The organism is Streptomyces sp. NPDC026538, assembly GCF_055567535.1.
Window position 1 is genome coordinate 306,114 of sequence record NZ_JBVHQG010000004.1, and the last position, 15,295, is coordinate 321,408.

The 15,295-nt window shown below is 70.0% G+C and carries 17 protein-coding genes; 13 read left to right on the top strand and 4 right to left on the bottom strand.

The annotated features are described in order from the left end of the window. Positions 1-492: 492 nt before the first annotated feature. Both ACZ4N4_RS18450 and ACZ4N4_RS18455 read left to right on the top strand, forming a co-directional pair. Positions 493-1,062 carry a hypothetical protein gene (locus tag ACZ4N4_RS18450; protein ID WP_467589776.1) on the top strand — a complete coding sequence of 190 codons (570 nt, stop codon included), beginning with the start codon at positions 493-495 and terminating at the stop codon, positions 1,060-1,062. 11 nt (positions 1,063-1,073) lie between these two features. Beyond that, positions 1,074-1,217 carry a hypothetical protein gene (locus ACZ4N4_RS18455; RefSeq protein ID WP_467589779.1) on the top strand — a complete coding sequence of 48 codons (144 nt, stop codon included), beginning with the start codon at positions 1,074-1,076 and terminating at the stop codon, positions 1,215-1,217. A gap of 20 nt (positions 1,218-1,237) precedes the next feature. On the opposite strand, the gene ACZ4N4_RS18460 is transcribed toward ACZ4N4_RS18455, so the two are convergent. After that, positions 1,238-1,579: a hypothetical protein gene (locus ACZ4N4_RS18460; protein WP_467589782.1), complete on the bottom strand. Its 342-nt coding sequence runs from the start codon at positions 1,577-1,579 to the stop codon at positions 1,238-1,240. Between the two features lie 183 nt (positions 1,580-1,762). Beyond that, positions 1,763-3,118, bottom strand: coding sequence for an NAD(P)/FAD-dependent oxidoreductase (locus ACZ4N4_RS18465; protein WP_467589785.1), 1,356 nt, complete (start codon positions 3,116-3,118; stop codon positions 1,763-1,765). 247 nt (positions 3,119-3,365) lie between these two features. On the opposite strand from ACZ4N4_RS18465, the gene ACZ4N4_RS18470 reads away from it, so the two are divergent. From ACZ4N4_RS18470 to ACZ4N4_RS18510, 9 genes are all read left to right on the top strand, one after another. Further along, positions 3,366-3,797, top strand: coding sequence for a GntR family transcriptional regulator (locus tag ACZ4N4_RS18470; protein WP_467589787.1), 432 nt, complete (start codon positions 3,366-3,368; stop codon positions 3,795-3,797). Further along, positions 3,794-4,708 carry an ATP-binding cassette domain-containing protein gene (locus ACZ4N4_RS18475; protein WP_467589790.1) on the top strand — a complete coding sequence of 305 codons (915 nt, stop codon included), beginning with the start codon at positions 3,794-3,796 and terminating at the stop codon, positions 4,706-4,708. The genes ACZ4N4_RS18470 and ACZ4N4_RS18475 overlap by 4 nt, the downstream gene beginning before the upstream one ends. Then, entirely contained in the window at positions 4,705-5,661 is a 957-nt protein-coding gene (locus ACZ4N4_RS18480) for a transporter (protein WP_467589793.1), read from the top strand. The genes ACZ4N4_RS18475 and ACZ4N4_RS18480 overlap by 4 nt, the downstream gene beginning before the upstream one ends. Before the next feature lie 79 nt (positions 5,662-5,740). Next, positions 5,741-6,547, top strand: a complete 807-nt coding sequence (locus ACZ4N4_RS18485) for a class I SAM-dependent methyltransferase (RefSeq protein ID WP_467589796.1) — start codon at positions 5,741-5,743, stop codon at positions 6,545-6,547. Positions 6,548-6,610: 63 nt separating this feature from the next. After that, positions 6,611-7,702 carry an acyltransferase family protein gene (locus tag ACZ4N4_RS18490; protein ID WP_467589799.1) on the top strand — a complete coding sequence of 364 codons (1,092 nt, stop codon included), beginning with the start codon at positions 6,611-6,613 and terminating at the stop codon, positions 7,700-7,702. 38 nt (positions 7,703-7,740) lie between these two features. Then, positions 7,741-8,520, top strand: coding sequence for a polysaccharide deacetylase family protein (locus tag ACZ4N4_RS18495; protein WP_467589802.1), 780 nt, complete (start codon positions 7,741-7,743; stop codon positions 8,518-8,520). A 375-nt stretch (positions 8,521-8,895) separates the two neighbouring features. Next, on the top strand, positions 8,896-10,320 hold the full coding sequence (locus ACZ4N4_RS18500) for an amidase (protein ID WP_467589805.1): 1,425 nt from the start codon (positions 8,896-8,898) through the stop codon (positions 10,318-10,320). A gap of 100 nt (positions 10,321-10,420) precedes the next feature. Further along, the gene (locus tag ACZ4N4_RS18505) at positions 10,421-10,639 is read left to right on the top strand and encodes a hypothetical protein (RefSeq protein ID WP_450758098.1); all 219 of its coding nucleotides are present in this window, start codon (positions 10,421-10,423) and stop codon (positions 10,637-10,639) included. A 133-nt stretch (positions 10,640-10,772) separates the two neighbouring features. After that, on the top strand, positions 10,773-12,263 hold the full coding sequence (locus ACZ4N4_RS18510) for a flotillin family protein (RefSeq protein ID WP_467589808.1): 1,491 nt from the start codon (positions 10,773-10,775) through the stop codon (positions 12,261-12,263). 102 nt (positions 12,264-12,365) lie between these two features. On the opposite strand, the gene ACZ4N4_RS18515 is transcribed toward ACZ4N4_RS18510, so the two are convergent. Then, positions 12,366-12,779: a MarR family winged helix-turn-helix transcriptional regulator gene (locus tag ACZ4N4_RS18515; protein ID WP_453567259.1), complete on the bottom strand. Its 414-nt coding sequence runs from the start codon at positions 12,777-12,779 to the stop codon at positions 12,366-12,368. 62 nt (positions 12,780-12,841) lie between these two features. Here ACZ4N4_RS18515 and ACZ4N4_RS18520 point away from each other — a divergent pair, with 62 nt between their 5' ends. Further along, positions 12,842-13,642: an alpha/beta fold hydrolase gene (locus ACZ4N4_RS18520; protein ID WP_467589811.1), complete on the top strand. Its 801-nt coding sequence runs from the start codon at positions 12,842-12,844 to the stop codon at positions 13,640-13,642. Between the two features lie 19 nt (positions 13,643-13,661). Continuing rightward, complete coding sequence (locus ACZ4N4_RS18525; RefSeq protein ID WP_453567262.1) at positions 13,662-14,111, top strand: type II toxin-antitoxin system PemK/MazF family toxin; 450 nt, start codon at positions 13,662-13,664, stop codon at positions 14,109-14,111. Positions 14,112-14,254: 143 nt separating this feature from the next. On the opposite strand, the gene ACZ4N4_RS18530 is transcribed toward ACZ4N4_RS18525, so the two are convergent. After that, positions 14,255-15,076: a TIGR02452 family protein gene (locus ACZ4N4_RS18530; RefSeq protein ID WP_467589814.1), complete on the bottom strand. Its 822-nt coding sequence runs from the start codon at positions 15,074-15,076 to the stop codon at positions 14,255-14,257. Positions 15,077-15,295 lie beyond the last annotated feature (219 nt).

A 15,295-nucleotide genomic window follows, 5' to 3' on the forward strand; every position in this document is an offset into this window, starting at 1 on the left:
ACGCCTAAGACCGCCCGCCTCCCTCATCGGCTCGACCTGTCGAACCATTGACCGGCGGGGATCGAAAGATGTGACACGGAGCCCAACACACCCTGAGCGACAGTCGCGCCGGAACGCTCTTTACACAGGCGACGACCGTGCGATGGACACCACGTCCGGACAGGCCTGACCAGCCAGAATGGCCCAGGTCTCACCTGAGGCACATCGCATGATCTAGTGATTCGACTCGGCCACCGACCGGCGGACCCTCAAGCACCCACACGCACCATCACCGCCGTCGACGCTCGCCATGCGCACCCCGTCGAACGCGGCATCGCACGCCTGCAATCATGGCGGATCTTCCACAGAGCACGATGCAGCCTGGTCAGACGTCACGGTGCCCCTGTAGAACGGTGCATATCATGTTGTCGGGGTACCCATTTCCGCGTTCGGGCCGGGCGGCACACGGCCGAGTCGAGACGTGGCCGGACGGGTACAGACTGTGAGGAACACATGGGCTCCGTAACGCACTCGACGCACGACATCGCGGTCACCGCCGAAGGCCTCCAAGAGGATTTGGCCCGCCTGCAGATCCAGAAGCAGGCGCTGGAAAGGGAACTTGCCGCGGTCGTGGCACATCTCGGCTCGGTGCAGCGGGCTCTCAGCGCCTTCGAGTCCTTGATGCGTGCCCCGGCCGCCACGGAGCAGACCCAGGTCGCGAAGCCCGTCGTCCCGCCGGCCCAGTCTGCCTCCACCGAGTCCGCCAAGTCCGCGGACATCGCGACGACACCCGTGCCTCGGGTGCAGAAGCCGCCGAGCAGGAGCGAGGACGCTGACCGTCCTGCTCCGGCTGGGGACGACCCGGACGGGCAGAAGAAATACGGTCAGCTCACCGAGCAGATCATGGAGTACTTCGCCGCAGCCGGCGACGTGGATGTACGGGCCCGTGACGTGGCCGCCGCTCTGGGCCGTGACTCCGACAGCGCAACCATCAACGGGGTTCGCAGCACACTCGATCGCCTTGTCGGCGCCTCTCGTATCCAACGGACCGGGCGAGGTCTCTACCGCGCCCATCGTGGCTAGACCACGACGGTGTGTCCACGACGTCGTCGAACGCCGTGAGGGAGACGGACGAGGAGGTCAGGTCCGCCGAGTTCGCCAAGGCCACTCATCGACGACGAAGCGAGCGCACGGCGGTGGTCACCTTGTTCGTCTCCCCACACGAGCGCCGTGCGTGAGCTGAGCGGCGCCCGGCAGTTCAGCTCAACGATCCCAGGAGCACAGCGGAGCACAGGGCCATGGCCGCGGTGACCAGGATCATCGCGGTGAGCGTTCCTCGTAGCCATCGTGTGAAGCGGACACGGTGCTGCTGCTGCACCTCGCTGATGCTTGCAGCGATGTGTTCCGTGACCATGCGTGCGACGTACCTCTGTTCCTTGAGGTACCAGCTCTCGATATCCGCCTTCTGCTCCGGGTTCAGCCCCGCCACCCGCGTGGTGAAAACCGCCACGCGCTGTCGTGCCGCGTCCAGATGAGCATGCCGGTACAGGAAGGTCTCGATGTCGGTCAGGCCGCGCGCGGCCTCCTTGCTCGTGTTCATGGTGTGCTCCACAGGAAAGGCGGTGAGCCCGGGTGCGGGAAGGCGGAAACGCCCGCGGCGCTTGATAGGTGGACGAAGGCGAGGAGCGCCGTGGCCCCGTCGAACGGCCGTTCTCCGCTGATCCCGACGCTCCCTCACATCTTCTTGGCGGGGGCCGGCAGTGTCTCCGCCTCTCCCATGTGTTCATGCGGCCGTGCGGCCACTCGTCGGGCTCTCGCCAGGGCGCTGCGGATCACCGCTCGTGACGAACGCGTCCCGTGGATGCTGCACGGAGGCGAGGGAGACGAGGTCCCGGCCGAAGACCGCAGCCGTGAGCCAGACCGTGAGGACACGGATCTTGCGTTCCCATGAGGGCACGGCCAGGACGTGATAGCCCCGGTGCATCAGCCAGGCTGGAAGCCCCTTGATGACGATCCTCTTGTACTGGAAGATGCCCCGTCCCAGCCCCAGCGTGGCCACCACCCCCAAACTGTTGTGGCGGTAGTTCTTGATGCGTCCCCCGCGCAGGTCGGCCACGATGTTCTTCGCGAGGCGTCTGCCCTGCCGCACGGCGTGCTGGGCGTTCGGCACCGTGTGAGCCCCGGGCACCGTTGAAGCCAGGTCGGGAACGGCCGCGTCGTCCCCGGCCGCCCACGCATCCGCAACGAGTTCGCTGCCGGTGCCCACGCGTAGATCGGGACGGACCACGAGCAGACCTCGTTCGTCGATCGGGAGATCCGAGTGGTTGTGCACGACCGGGTTGGAGGCATTGCCGGCAGTCCATACGACCAACGCGGAATCGAACTCCGCCCCGTCGGAAAGCACTACATGGCCGTCGGCGAGGGAGCGGATCTGTGTGTTGAGGTGAACGTGCGCGCCACGGCGTTCCAGAGAGCGCACCACCCAGGCGCCCGGCTTGTCCCCCACCTCGGGCAGGATGCGGCCCCGGGCCTCGACCAGGTGGAAGGACAGCTCGTCGCTGCTCAGCTCCGGATACGACTTCAGCATCGCCGTCGCGAGCGACAGCAGTTCCCCGAAGCCCTCGACCCCGGAGAACCCGCCACCCACGAACGTCACGGTCAGCAGCCTCCGCCGCTCCGCGCCGGGAGGCAAGGACGCCGCCTGGTCGAACGCGGTCATCAGCCGGTCGCGGATGGCCACCGCCTCTTCGACGTGCTTCAGACCGATCGCGTGCTGGGCAAGCCCCGGGATGGGGAAGGTGCGGGTCACGGCGCCGGCGGTGACCACGAGGGTGTCGTAACGCAGTTCGTAGTCGGCTCCCTTGGCAGGCCGTACCGTGACCGTCCGGTCGGCATGGCGGATCGCGGTCACGGTCCCTGCGATCAGCCGGGCGCGGCGCAGGTGCCGTCGCAGCGACACGGCGGCGTGCCGAGCCTCGACCGATCCGGCCGTGACCTCCGGCAGGAACGGTTGGTATGTCATGTACGGGCGGGGGTCGACAACCGTGACCCGCGCCTCCGCCGTGCTGAGCCTCTTCTCGAGGCCCCATGCGGCGTAGAAGCCTGCGTAGCCGCCACCGACAATCAGAATTTCACGCATCAGACCCTCTATTTGTTGTTCGACACCTCTTAGACAAGACAGGGCCAGACGGTGTGACACAGTTTGCTGCGCGTATGCAAGCGTCCTGCTTCGGCTGAGCCGGGGCGGGACACTGTCCGGTGCCCCTCGACAGCAGCGGTGCCCCGTTCGTGGTTGCGCGCTCACAGACGTTTGACAGCGCCACCGGACATCCACCATGCTTCCATTAATTCATTAGTACAAGCGTGGTGGAACCGAGGAAGACGACGTGATCGACTACCGGATCGACCGTGGCAGCGGCGTGCCGGCCTATGTGCAGATCGTCGACCAGACGGAACGAGCGCTCCGGATGGGCTTCCTCAAGGTCGGGGACAAGCTGCCCACGGCCAAGGAGGTGGTGGCGGCGACCGCCATCAACCCCAACACCGTGCTGCGCGCCTACCGCGACATGGAGCAGGCCGGCCTGGTCGAACTGCGCCGCGGTCTCGGGACCTTCGTGACGCGATCACTCGCCCGGCCCGGCGCGGAGGACGACTCGCCGCTGCGCCGGGAGGCGACCGACTGGGTGGCGCGCGCCCGGGACGAAGGCCTGGAACGGGCCGACGTCCTCGCCATGGTCACAGCGGTTCTGGACGCCTACGACAACGAACACGACAGCCCCACCCCGGGCGACCGGGAACGGAAGAAGGAGGACGTATGACCGGGCCTGACGCGCCGGCCGCACTGCGCGCCACGGGACTCGGATTCCGGTACCGGAAGCGGGGCGCCTGGGCCTTGCGGGACTGCAAGTTCACCGTGCCCGGCGGTCGTATCGCCGCCCTCGTCGGACGCAACGGCGCCGGCAAGAGCACCCTGCTGCACCTGGCCGGCGGCCTTCTGCGAGCCGGCTCCGGGGAACTGCGGGTGCTGGGTGCCGAGCCCGGTACGGCCGAGGCTCGCGCCCGGGTCGCCCTGCTCACCCAGGACAAGCCGCTCTACCCCCGTTTCACCGTGGCGGACACCCTGCTGATGGGCGAGAAGCTGAACTCCTCGTGGGACCGTACGGCCGCAGAGCGGATCGTCCACGGGGGCGGCATCCCGCTCCACGCCCGCGTCGGCGAACTGTCCCCCGGCCGGCGCACCCGCGTCGCGCTCGCCCTGGCCCTGGGCAAGCGGCCCGAACTCCTGCTGCTCGACGAGCCGTTGGCCGACCTCGACCCGGTGGCACGAGGCGAGATCATGGCAGAGCTCATGGCCGAGGCCGCCGAGCGCGGCACGAGCATCGTGCTGTCCTCGCACGTCCTGCCCGAACTGGAGGAGACCTGCGACTGGGTCCTGGTACTGCGCGACGGCCGCGCCGAGCTGAGCGAGGACGCCGAGGCACTGCGCGAGAGTCACGCCGTACTGACCGGACCAGCCGACCGGGCCGACACCCTGGCAGGACAGCACACCGTCGTACAGCGCCGTACCGCCGGCAGACAGCTGACCGCCCTGATACGGCAACGCGGACCACTGCGCGGTGATTGGCATGTGGCACGGCCCAGGCTGGAGGACATCTTGATCGGCTATCTCCAGGCCGGGAAGGAACCGGGGCTTCGCGCCGCGGACGGGCGGACGGAGGCGGCGGCGTGAAAGGCTCCCTCTGGCTCGCCTGGCGCCAGCAGCGCGTACCGGCCGCCATCGGCGCGGCCACCCTGGTCCTCACCGCGGCGATCGCCGCGTACTACCGCTCCGGCATGCTGGACGCCCTGCGCAGCGGACTGTTCGACCACTGCGCCACCGGGCCGCTGTACTGCGCGCGGTCCGACACCGGCCTGCCACTCCTGCTGGACGTCGAGCCGCTGAAGTACCTCGGGGCGCTGAACATCGTCCTGCCCGTCGTCATCGGCGTCTTCTGGGGCGCCCCGTTGCTCGGCCGCGACCGGGAACTGGGCACACACCGCCTGGTCCTCGCTCAGGGTCTGAGCCGCGGTCAGTGGTTCGCCTCCCGGTTCGCCCTGGCCGCGTCGACCACCACCGTCCTCTCCGGCCTGCTCGCGGGAGTGTTCGCATGGTGGTGGCGACCGGCCGCCGACCGCAGCTACGGCCTGTTCTGGTACGACAACACGGTCCTGAGCGGCTCGGGCCCCCGTGTCGTCGCGGCCGCCCTGTTCGGGCTGACAGCCGGCACACTGCTGGGCCTGCTGGCCCGCCGGGTCCTGGCAGCAATGGGCCTGACCCTGCTGGTGACGGGGATGGTGACACTCCTGCTGGAGGGGACACACTGGGCCCGGCTGCTGGTCCCGCCGCGCACCTACGTCAGCGCCGGCGACAGCCCCAAGGCGCCGATGGGTGAAAAGTGGTCGACCGGCGACTACGGCCTGATCACGGCCTCCGGCCGGCACGACTCCGTGTTCAACTGCCCCTTCCCGTCAGGTGCCCAGCTCAAGGAGTGCATGAAGGCACACGGGTACGTGGCCCGCTTCTACGAGGCCAACCCGGCCGGTGACTACTGGACCTTCCAGTGGACCGACACCGCGGTCCTCGGTGGCCTGGCCGTCCTGCTCACGGTCGTCACCGTGCTGCTCCTGCGCCGCCGCGTCTGACGCGGTCGCCGTACCGTCTCCCTCACCCCTCCCCCTCACCCGGTTCCCCCCTTTCTCTCTGTACGGAGGTCGCTTCGCCATGCCCGCCGACGCCAAGTCGCCGAAGAAACTGCGCCACAACCGCGCCGCCCTCACCCACAAGACCGGTTACGCTCTGCGCCACCCCGGCCGCGTCGTCCCGTATCTCCGCCGGGCCGGCCGGGACGCGTGGCTGCGTCTCAAGCACCCCGACCACGTCGGCTACTACCGGGCCGTGATGGCCTCGGACACCCACCGCAACCCGGAGGCCGCGGTCGGCAGCCGGACCCACGACCGCTGGCTGGCGCTCGGGCAGATGCAGTTCGACTACCTCGTCGAACACGGACTGCGCCCCGAACACCGCATGCTGGACATCGGCTGCGGCAACCTGCGCGGCGGCTGGCGCTTCATCGACCACCTCGACACCGGCAACTACTACGGCATCGACATCTCGCCCGACATCCTGATGGCCGGCAAGGAGACCCTCGTCGAGCGCCGCCTCCAGGACAAACTTCCGCATCTGACCATCTCCGGCGACCTCACCCTGGACTTCCTGCCCGGCGACCACTTCGACGTCGTCCACGCGCACAGCGTCTTCTCCCACTCGCCGCTGGAGGTCATCGACGAGTGCCTCGCCCACGTCGGCCGCGTGCTGACCGAAACCGGGTTCTTCGACTTCACCTTCGACCGCACCGAGGGTGCCGAACACCAGGTGCTGCGCGAAGACTTCTACTACCGCACCGAGACCCTCGTGGCCCTGGCACAGCGGCACGGCCTGCACGCACGGTTCATGGACGACTGGGAGCAGCGCCCGCACGGCCAGTCCAAGATACGCGTCAGCCGCTCGCCCCTCCCCGACGTCTGCTGACCCGGCCCCGGTTCCGACGTGCCGTCCCCCGAACCTCACAACGACCAGTCGCGCCTGACCGCGATGGACGGGCTTCGTCTGGTGGCAGCGGTGATGGTGGCCGCGTACCACTTCCTCGGCACGCCCACCCCGCACTTCTGGGGCCGGGCCGAACTCCGGGATTCCGCCCCGCTCCTGCACGAGATCAGCCGCTACGGCTGGCTCGGCGTCGAGTTCTTCTTCCTCATCAGCGGATTCGTGATCTGCATGAGCTGCTGGGGACGGACTCCCGCACAGTTCACCGTCTCCCGAATCTCACGGCTCTTCCCGGCCTACTGGTGCGCGGTACTCCTGGTCGTCCTGCTCGTCCTGGTCTCGCGCCTGGGCCATCGGCCCGCAGCCACGCGCATCGACCCCCGTACCGTCCTGGGGAACCTGACGATGGCCCCAGGACCGCTGGGGCTCGATCCGGTCGACGGAGTCAGCTGGACCCTCTGGGTCGAGGCACGCTTCTACCTGCTGATGGCCGCGCTGCTCGTCTTCGGCCTGTCCTACCAGCGGGTGGTGGCCTTCTGCGGAGCCTGGCTCCTCACCGGTGTCGTCACCCTTGAACTCCACTCACCCCTGCTCGACGAATTCGCACTGACTCGGTACACCGGCCTCTTCGTCGCCGGGATCGTGCTCTACCTCATGCACAGGTTCGGACAGAACCTCCTGCTCTGGCTGCTGCTCGGTCTCGCCTGGTGCTACCAGCTCACCGTGCTCGAACTACGGGTGGCCGACCACGCCGCCGTACCCCCTGGCGAGGGCCGGCCCTCCTGGGCCGTCTCCGCGGTCGTACTCACCCTCTGCCTCGGCCTGCTGGCCCTCGCCGGAATCGGCCCGCTCGCCGGACTGCGATGGCGTTGGCCGGTCACCGCCGGGGCGCTCACCTACCCCTTCTACCTCCTCCACCAGAGCCTCGGAATCCCCCTGGCCAAGGGCTTGATCCAGGCATTCCCCAGGCTGGGGCCACTGACCTCGATGACGCTGTCCGTCATCTGCGTGCTGGGGCTGTCCCTGTTGGTCCACACTCTGGTGGAACGTCGGCTCGGACGCCGTCTGAGGCATCGCCTGACGCTCGACATGCGGCCGCGGGACCTCGCTGCGCGGTCCGCCCTCACCCGCGCTCAGTGACACCGGAACCCCTAAACCCCACAGAAGAATGGGCTCGCATGCTCTTCACCACACGTACAAGACGGTCACGCATACTCATCGCCGTCGCGGCAGCGGCGGCCGCCGTCCTGGCCGTCGCCGTGACTCTGGCCCTGACGGTCACGACCTACGATCACACCTCGCCGCGCGCCGCCCGCGAAAAGGCATCGGGATCGGTCACCGGAAACACCGACTGCCGCAAGGTGAAGTGCGTCGCCCTCAGCTTCGACGGCGGTCCCAGTCCGACGACCCCCAGGCTCCTGGACATCCTCAAGCAGCAGGGTCTGCACGCCACGTTCTTCGTGCAGGGCAAGGGTCACATCTCGAAGTACCCCGACATCCTGCGCCGTATCGCGGACGAGGGGCACGAAGTCGGCAACCACACCTGGAATCACAAGCGGTTGACCGAAATCGGAGAGGACGACGCCCGTCAGGAACTGACCCGGACACAGGACGCCATCCAGAAGATCACCGGCACCAGGCCCATCCTGATGCGTCCGCCGCAGGGCCGCACCAACCGCAAAGTGGCCAAGATCTGCCGGGAGCTGGGACTGGCGCAGGTGCTCTGGAGCGTCACGGCCAAGGACTACGAGACAACCGACTCGGCCCTGATCACCGAGCGAGTGCTCGACCAGACCCACCGCGACGGCATCATCCTGCTGCACGACCTGCACAAGGGGACCGTGCCCGCCGTCCCGGGGATCCTCAAAGCACTCAAGCAGCGCGGCTACACCATCGTCACCGTGTCGCAACTGCTCGCCCCCGCCAAGCCCCAGCCAGGGATGGTCTACCGGCCCTGAGCCACCTCATCGGCGAGCCGCAGGCATCCGTGAAAGTCAAGGAGGCCGCACCACGCCAAGCGGCCGTGCGGTGCCGGATGAGATCGTCCGGCAGCGCACGGCGGATACCGGCCGGTGTGGTCGGGCCGTCACCGGACGCCGAGCTGCGGATCGCCGGTGTGGGCCCCCTCACCAGTCTGCTGGCAAGCCCCCAACGTCCGTAATCTCGAACGTGGTTCGAGAACGCGAGCAGAAACCAGGAGGGGCAACAGGTTCACGTCAATGGATTGAACGGGACCGGGGCCCGGCTGGGCGCCGGCTGTGCGAAATCCGTATGGCGTGGCCCGACTCGACGTTACCCTCCGGTAAGCATGACGCTTCCGGAGGTGGGTTCCCATGCCGTACGACCGTTCACCGGGCCTTGCCGAGTCCGTACGCGCTCTGGCCGCAGGCGAGTTGACGTCTCGTCAGCTCATCGAGGAGTGCCTCACGCGAATCGGGGCCACTCAGGGCTCCCTCAACGCCTTCCGGATCGTCCGCACTTCCGCCGCGCTCGCCGAAGCCGACGCCGCCGACCGGGAGTTGGCCGAGGGGGTGCGCCGTCCGCTGCTCGGGGTGCCGGTCGCGGTGAAGGACGACACGGACGTGGCCGGCGAACCGACCGCGTTCGGCTGCCGGGGCGACTTCCCGCCGGCGGCGGAGGACGGCGAGGCGGTACGACGGCTGCGCGCGGCCGGAGCGGTGATCATCGGCAAGACCAACACCTGTGAGCTGGGACAGTGGCCGTTCACCGAGGGGCCGGCCTTCGGCGCCACCCGAAATCCCTGGCAGCCGCAGCACACCCCCGGTGGTTCCTCGGGCGGGTCGGCGGCCGCGGTCGCGGCGGGGCTGGTCCCGGCCGCGCTCGGCTCGGACGGCGCCGGGTCCGTGCGCATACCGGCCTCCTGGACCAACCTCGTCGGCATCAAACCCCAGCGCGGCCGTATCTCCACCTGGCCGCGCGGCGAGTCCTTCCAGGGCATCACCGTCAACGGCACCCTGGCCCGCACGGTCGCCGACGCCGCCCTGCTGCTGGACGCGGCGAGCGGCAACCACCCACAGGACCCTCACCGGCCAGGGGAGTTGACGATCTCCGACGCGGTCGGGCGCGACCCCGGGCGGCTGCGTATCGCGCTCTCCCTGAAGCCGCCGTTCACCGCGCTGCCCGCCCGCCTCCAGCCGGACGTACGCGCCCGGGTCCTCGAACTCGCCGAAAAGCTGGCCGCGTTGGGCCACACCGTGGAGGAGGCCGACCCACCCTACGGCCAGATCGGGCTCACCTTCGTGCCACGCGCCACGGTGGGCATCGCCGAGCGCGTCCGCGAGGCACCGCGGCCGGATCTGCTCGACCGGCGCACCCTGGAGGCGGCCCGCCTGGGCCGGCTGCTCGACGGCGCCCCGCTGCGGGCCGCCCGGCGCGCGGAGACCGCCCTGCGGCACAGGATCGGCGGCTTCTTCGCGTCGTACGACGCGATCCTGGCGCCCACCACCGCCGCTCCCCCGCCCCGGGTCGGCGCGATGCTGGGGCTGGGCCAGTTCGCCACCGACCGGGCGATGATCGCCGCCTGCCCCTACGCCTGGCCGTGGAACGTGCTGGGGTGGCCGGGCGTCAACGTGCCCGCCGGATTCGTGGGCGACGGGCTCCCGGTGGGCGCGCAGTTGCTCGGCCCGGCCGACAGCGAGCCGCTGCTCGTGTCCGTCGCCGCCCAGCTGGAGGCCGAGCTGCGCTGGCACGAACACCGGCCGACCCGGGCCATGGTCACGGCCCCGCCGACCGCATGACGGCCCACGCCTGCCGACCCGCGCCCACCACCCGCACCAACGGCACTCCGCTCACCGCCGGCCGCTTTCCGATGGCTTGACCTCCCCGTACCCTCTGACCATGGACGATGCGTCGATGGTGGGGCTCATGGGGCGGGTCACCGGAACGGTCGGGCCCGGGCTCGTCGGCGAGGTGATCGTCCGGGTGCGCGGGGGCGCCGAGCACTTCCTGGCCTACTCCGCCGACGGCGGCACCCGGATCGAGCGGGGCACCGTGGTGATGGTGGTCGAGTACCTGCCGCCGCGGACGGTCTACGTCACGCCCGCATACGACAGTTGAGCGCGCGTAGCCCCAGGTGAGGGGCGTATGCGTCAAGACTGCAACAAGGATCCGTCAACGTCTTCACCCCACGCTTGCGCGGGCGCACACTCCCTTCGTTCGGTGCCGAAAGGGCACCATCCAAAGGGGGCGTATGCCGATGGTTGTCGGCGTCGTTGCGGGGGCGGCGGTTCTCGCCGTTCTCGTGTTGATCGGTGTGTTCAAGATGATGTGGCGGGTCGCCGAGCCGAACGAGGCGCTCATCATCTCCGGTTCGAACCATCGGACCGAGGGTCTTGAGGAAGGCATGGGATTCCGCATCGTCACGGGGCGCGGCACGCTGGTGCTGCCGGGCGTGCAGGCGGTGCGCAAGCTCTCGCTGGACCTCAACGAGACCGAGTTGTCGGTGGACTGCGTGACCCAGCAGGGCATTCCGCTGAAGGTACGGGGCGTGGTCATCTTCAAGGTGGGCGACGACTTCGTGTCGATCGCCAACGCGGGCCGCCGGTTCCTGGACCAGCAGAAGCTGATGTCCGAGCGGGTGCACAACGTGTTCGCCGGTCATCTGCGGTCCATCGTCGGCGGGTTGACGGTCGAGGACATGATCCGCGACCGCGAGAAGCTCACCGGACAGACCCGGGCCGCCTGTGGCACGGAGATGGAGAAGCTGGGACTCATCGTCGACTCCCTGCAGATCCATGAGATCGAGGACCCGACCGGGTACATCAAGAACCTGGCGATGCCGCACGCGGCCGCCGTCCAGCGGGACGCGAGGATCGCGCAGGCGGAGGCGAACCGGCTCGCCACCGAGGCGGAGCAGGCGTCGTTCGCCCGGATGGCGGAGGCCACCCGGGACAGCGAGATCCTCCAGGCCGGTTACCAGGCCGAGCGGGACAAGGCGGCGGCCCAGTCCCGCCAGGCCGGTCCGCTCGCCGACGCGGCCGCCCGGCAGGAGGTCGTCGTCCAGGAGACGCGGGTCGCCGAGCTGGAGGCGCACCGACGGGAGCAGCAGCTCCAGGCGGACGTCCGCAAACCGGCCGACGCCAAGGCCTACGAGAAGCGCACGCTGGCCGAGGCCGAGCGTGACGCGCGTATCTCGGCGGCCCAGGCCAAGGCGAAGGAGACGGAGCTGGCGGCGGCGGCCGAGGCGACCCGGGTCAAGGCGGCCGCGGGCGCCGAGGCCGAGGCCACCAAGGCCCGGGGTACGGCGAGCGCCGCCGCGACCCGCGCCACCGGTGAGGCCGAGGCGGCCGCCGCGCAGGCCAAGGGTCTGGCGGAGGCCGAAGCGGCCAAGGCCAAGGGTCTCGCGGAGGCGGAGGCCATCAAGGCCCGTGCCGCCGCCCTGGCCGAGAACCAGGAGGCGGTCGTCGCCCAGCAACTCGCCGAGAACTGGCCGGAGATCGTCAAGGCCGGCGCTTCGGCGTTCGGCAACGTCGACAACATGGTGCTGCTCAATGGTGCCGAGGGCATGGGTGAGATGTTCGCCAAGGCGCTCACGATGGGCGGTACCGGACTGGGGCTGGCCCGCCAGCTGCTGGCGTCGATGAACCAGAACGGGCACGCTTCGAGCGCGACTTCGCCGATCCTCAACGGGGTCACGGCCCCGAAGACCCAGAAGGTGCCGGTGGAGCAGGACGGCGAGTAGCCGAGAGCTCAGGTCAGGCAGGCGGCCGAGAGCCGGAGACGGACGGGTAGCCGCGAACGAAGGACAGGGATGCCCCCGGCCGGTCCGGGGGCATCTTCGCGCTCACTCCTGCTCGTTGAGCCGCCGCAACAGCTCCAGCAGGGTGTCCCGCTCCGCCGCCGTCAGGCCGGCGAAGCATCCGGCGAGCACCTCGCCGGCCACCCCGTGCCCGGCCGCCAGCGTCCGCTCGCCGTCCGGGGTCAGATGGTGCTGGATGCGCCGCCCGTGGCCCGGCCGCCGTTCCACCAGGCCCTGCGCGGCCAGCCGGCCCACCAGCGTGCCGAAGGCCTGCTCGCTCTGGAACGTGGCCGCGGCCAGCTCGCGCGCCGAGGCGCCCGGCGACCGGTCGATGGCGCGCAGCGCGTCCCACTGCGCGAGGGTGGTGCCGACGGCCGAGAGCGCGCTGTCCAGCGCCCGGTGCTGCCGGTACTGGGCCTGTTTCACCGCTCTTCCGAGAACTTGCAGGTCATCGTGCATGGACCAAGTCTAACTCATAACTAAGCTTGTTTATATAAAGATATTTAGTTAGAGTCCTCGGCATGACGACGAACCGCACCGCCCAGGTGTATCCCGACCTGTCCATCTCCCTGACCGAGGCCGGTTCCGGCCGCCCCGTCCTCGTCCTGCACGGAGGTGGCGGCCCCGCCACCGTCGCCGGTCTCGCCGGCCGCCTCGCCGAGTCCGGCCGTGTCCTCACCCCGGTCCACCCCGGCTGGGACGGAACCCCCCGCCCCGACTGGTTCACGAGCGTCGACGACCTCGCCGTCGCCTATCTGCACCTGCTCCAGGACAGCGAGTTGAACGACGTCCTGGTGGTCGGCTCCTCACTGGGCGGCCAACTCGCCGCCGAGATGGCGATACGCGACACGGCGGGGCTGATCACCGGCCTGGTCCTGGTCAACGCGGTCGGCGCGGACATCGAGGGCGAACCCGTCACCGACTTCTTCGCGCTGGACCCGCGCGCCCAGGCCGAACACTCCTGGCACGACCCGGACCGCTTCTACGTCGACCCGGCCACCCTCCCCGCCGCCGAACTCGCCCGCCGCCAGGCCAACATGGCGACCATGCGGCTGCTCACCGACGGCGGCCGGATGACCAGTCCGAAGCTGCTGCCCCGGCTCGGGCGGGTACCGCAGCCGGTGCTGGCGATCTGGGGCGAGAGCGACCGTGTCGTCACCCCCGCCTACGGAGCCGCCTACGCGAAGGCCTTCCCCCAGGGCCGGTTCGAGCCGATCCCCGGAGCCGGCCACCTTCCGCACATCGAACGCGCCGACGTCACCGCCGAATTGATCGAGGCCGAGCTGCGCCGCACCGGTACCCCGCCTGTCCTCGCAGGCTGAGGCCCCTTAGGGTGCCCTCGTGACTGCGCTTACCGACGACGAGAACATCCGCGGCCGTTACGGCCCCACCGCGACCACCGAGGCCGACCCGCACAAGGTCGGCAGGGTGCGCACCGAATACTCCCCCGCCCACGACGGCGACCCCGATCCCGGCGAGATCGTCTGGACCTGGGTGCCCTTCGAGGAGAACGACGGGCGGGGCAAGGACCGGCCGGTGCTGGTCGTCGCCCGGGAGGCGGCCGGCACGCTGCTCGCCGTACAACTGTCGAGCAAGCGGCACGACAACGACCGCGAGTGGGTGGCGATCGGCAGCGGCCCCTGGGACCGGTCGGGACGCGACTCCTGGGTGGACGTGGACCGCGTGCTGCGACTGCACGAGGACGGCATGCGCCGGGAGGCGTGCGCGCTGGACCGGGGCCGCTTCAACCTCGTACGCAACCGGCTGCACGAGCGCTACGGCTGGAAGTGAGCCGGGCGCTCCGCTGGTTGCGCGGTTCGTTCACCGCGGGCCGGTGGGGGCTGGTCGCGCAGTTCCTCCCCCAGCCTTCGGCCGGGGGTACCCCCAGCGCCCCTTACGGGGCGCGGGCCCGCAGCCGACTTCACCAGATCCGCTTAGACCTCAGCGGTCCGGAAAGCCTCGGCGAAAGCACCCCGGACCGTCGATCCCGGCGTGCGGTCCAGGACCCCGAACACCACGTGCTCGAAGGTCCGCGCGAACCGTCCGCCGGGGCCCAGCAGCCCCCGGAAGGCCCCGGCGACCTGCCAGGGGTCGTTCTGGAAGACCCCGCAGCCCCAGGCGCCGAGGACCAGCCGCCGGTAGCCGTGCGCGGCGGCCACCTCCAGGACCCGCTCGGCCCGTACGGCGAGGGCGTCCGGCAGCTCGCCGGCGCGTTCCGGTGCCGTACGGCGGATCACGCCCGCGTTGGGCGCGGCGGACGTGAGGAATCCGGCGCGGTAGGGCTCCGTGAGGAGGCGGCCGCGGTCGTCCCGGAAGACCGGGACGACCGGGGAGTGGATCACCCGGTCCGAGTAGAACGGGTCCCGGTGGGCGCGGTGGTGGTCGTAGAAGGCACGGGCGTGCAACTGGCAGGCGTAGAGCGCGGAGGCGCGGCACAGGGCCTCCTCCTGCGCCTGGGCGCCGTTCAGATAGCCGCCGCCGGGGTTGCGGGCCGAGGCGAAGTTCAGGACCGCGACCGGGGCGTCGGCCAGCCGGCCGGCGGCCTCCAGACTGCTCTCGCCGGTGACCTCGACGACCATCCGCACCGAGGCGGTCGCCGGAACCGGCACCGGTTCCGGGCCGTGGATCCGTGTCCCGGCCTGTGCGGCCGCGATGTCCGCGGCCAGGAGGACCTCCCGGCCGTCGGCGGTCCGGTAGGTCCCCGCCGCCACGATCCGTTCGGTCTCCTGGGCGATCCCGCGCAGGCGTGCGCTCATGGCGCCACCCCCGTGGACGCCATGACCGCGGCCCGCGCGGTCTCCCCCGTCGTGCTCATGCACGCATCCTGGGCGATGCTGGTGATGCGGTGCAACGTAGTTTCCCCGCGCCCGAAACGGTTCCGGAACGTGCAAGGAAGCAGAGGTTACCGATCTAGGACGTCCCGATAGGTGCCCTTGTGCGAATCGGCGCGAAGGTCTTGGGTGGGACGGACGTGC

Excerpts from the sequence above, each read along its gene's own strand:
- ACZ4N4_RS18450 (WP_467589776.1), top strand. The coding sequence starts at position 493 with ATGGGCTCCGTAACGCACTCGACGCACGACATCGCGGTCACCGCCGAA.
- ACZ4N4_RS18460 (WP_467589782.1), bottom strand. The coding sequence starts at position 1,579 with ATGAACACGAGCAAGGAGGCCGCGCGCGGCCTGACCGACATCGAGACC.
- ACZ4N4_RS18465 (WP_467589785.1), bottom strand. The coding sequence starts at position 3,118 with ATGCGTGAAATTCTGATTGTCGGTGGCGGCTACGCAGGCTTCTACGCC.
- ACZ4N4_RS18475 (WP_467589790.1), top strand. The coding sequence starts at position 3,794 with ATGACCGGGCCTGACGCGCCGGCCGCACTGCGCGCCACGGGACTCGGA.
- ACZ4N4_RS18485 (WP_467589796.1), top strand. The coding sequence starts at position 5,741 with ATGCCCGCCGACGCCAAGTCGCCGAAGAAACTGCGCCACAACCGCGCC.
- ACZ4N4_RS18490 (WP_467589799.1), top strand. The coding sequence starts at position 6,611 with ATGGACGGGCTTCGTCTGGTGGCAGCGGTGATGGTGGCCGCGTACCAC.
- ACZ4N4_RS18495 (WP_467589802.1), top strand. The coding sequence starts at position 7,741 with ATGCTCTTCACCACACGTACAAGACGGTCACGCATACTCATCGCCGTC.
- ACZ4N4_RS18500 (WP_467589805.1), top strand. The coding sequence starts at position 8,896 with ATGCCGTACGACCGTTCACCGGGCCTTGCCGAGTCCGTACGCGCTCTG.
- ACZ4N4_RS18505 (WP_450758098.1), top strand. The coding sequence starts at position 10,421 with ATGGACGATGCGTCGATGGTGGGGCTCATGGGGCGGGTCACCGGAACG.
- ACZ4N4_RS18510 (WP_467589808.1), top strand. The coding sequence starts at position 10,773 with ATGCCGATGGTTGTCGGCGTCGTTGCGGGGGCGGCGGTTCTCGCCGTT.
- ACZ4N4_RS18515 (WP_453567259.1), bottom strand. The coding sequence starts at position 12,779 with ATGCACGATGACCTGCAAGTTCTCGGAAGAGCGGTGAAACAGGCCCAG.
- ACZ4N4_RS18520 (WP_467589811.1), top strand. The coding sequence starts at position 12,842 with ATGACGACGAACCGCACCGCCCAGGTGTATCCCGACCTGTCCATCTCC.
- ACZ4N4_RS18530 (WP_467589814.1), bottom strand. The coding sequence starts at position 15,076 with ATGAGCGCACGCCTGCGCGGGATCGCCCAGGAGACCGAACGGATCGTG.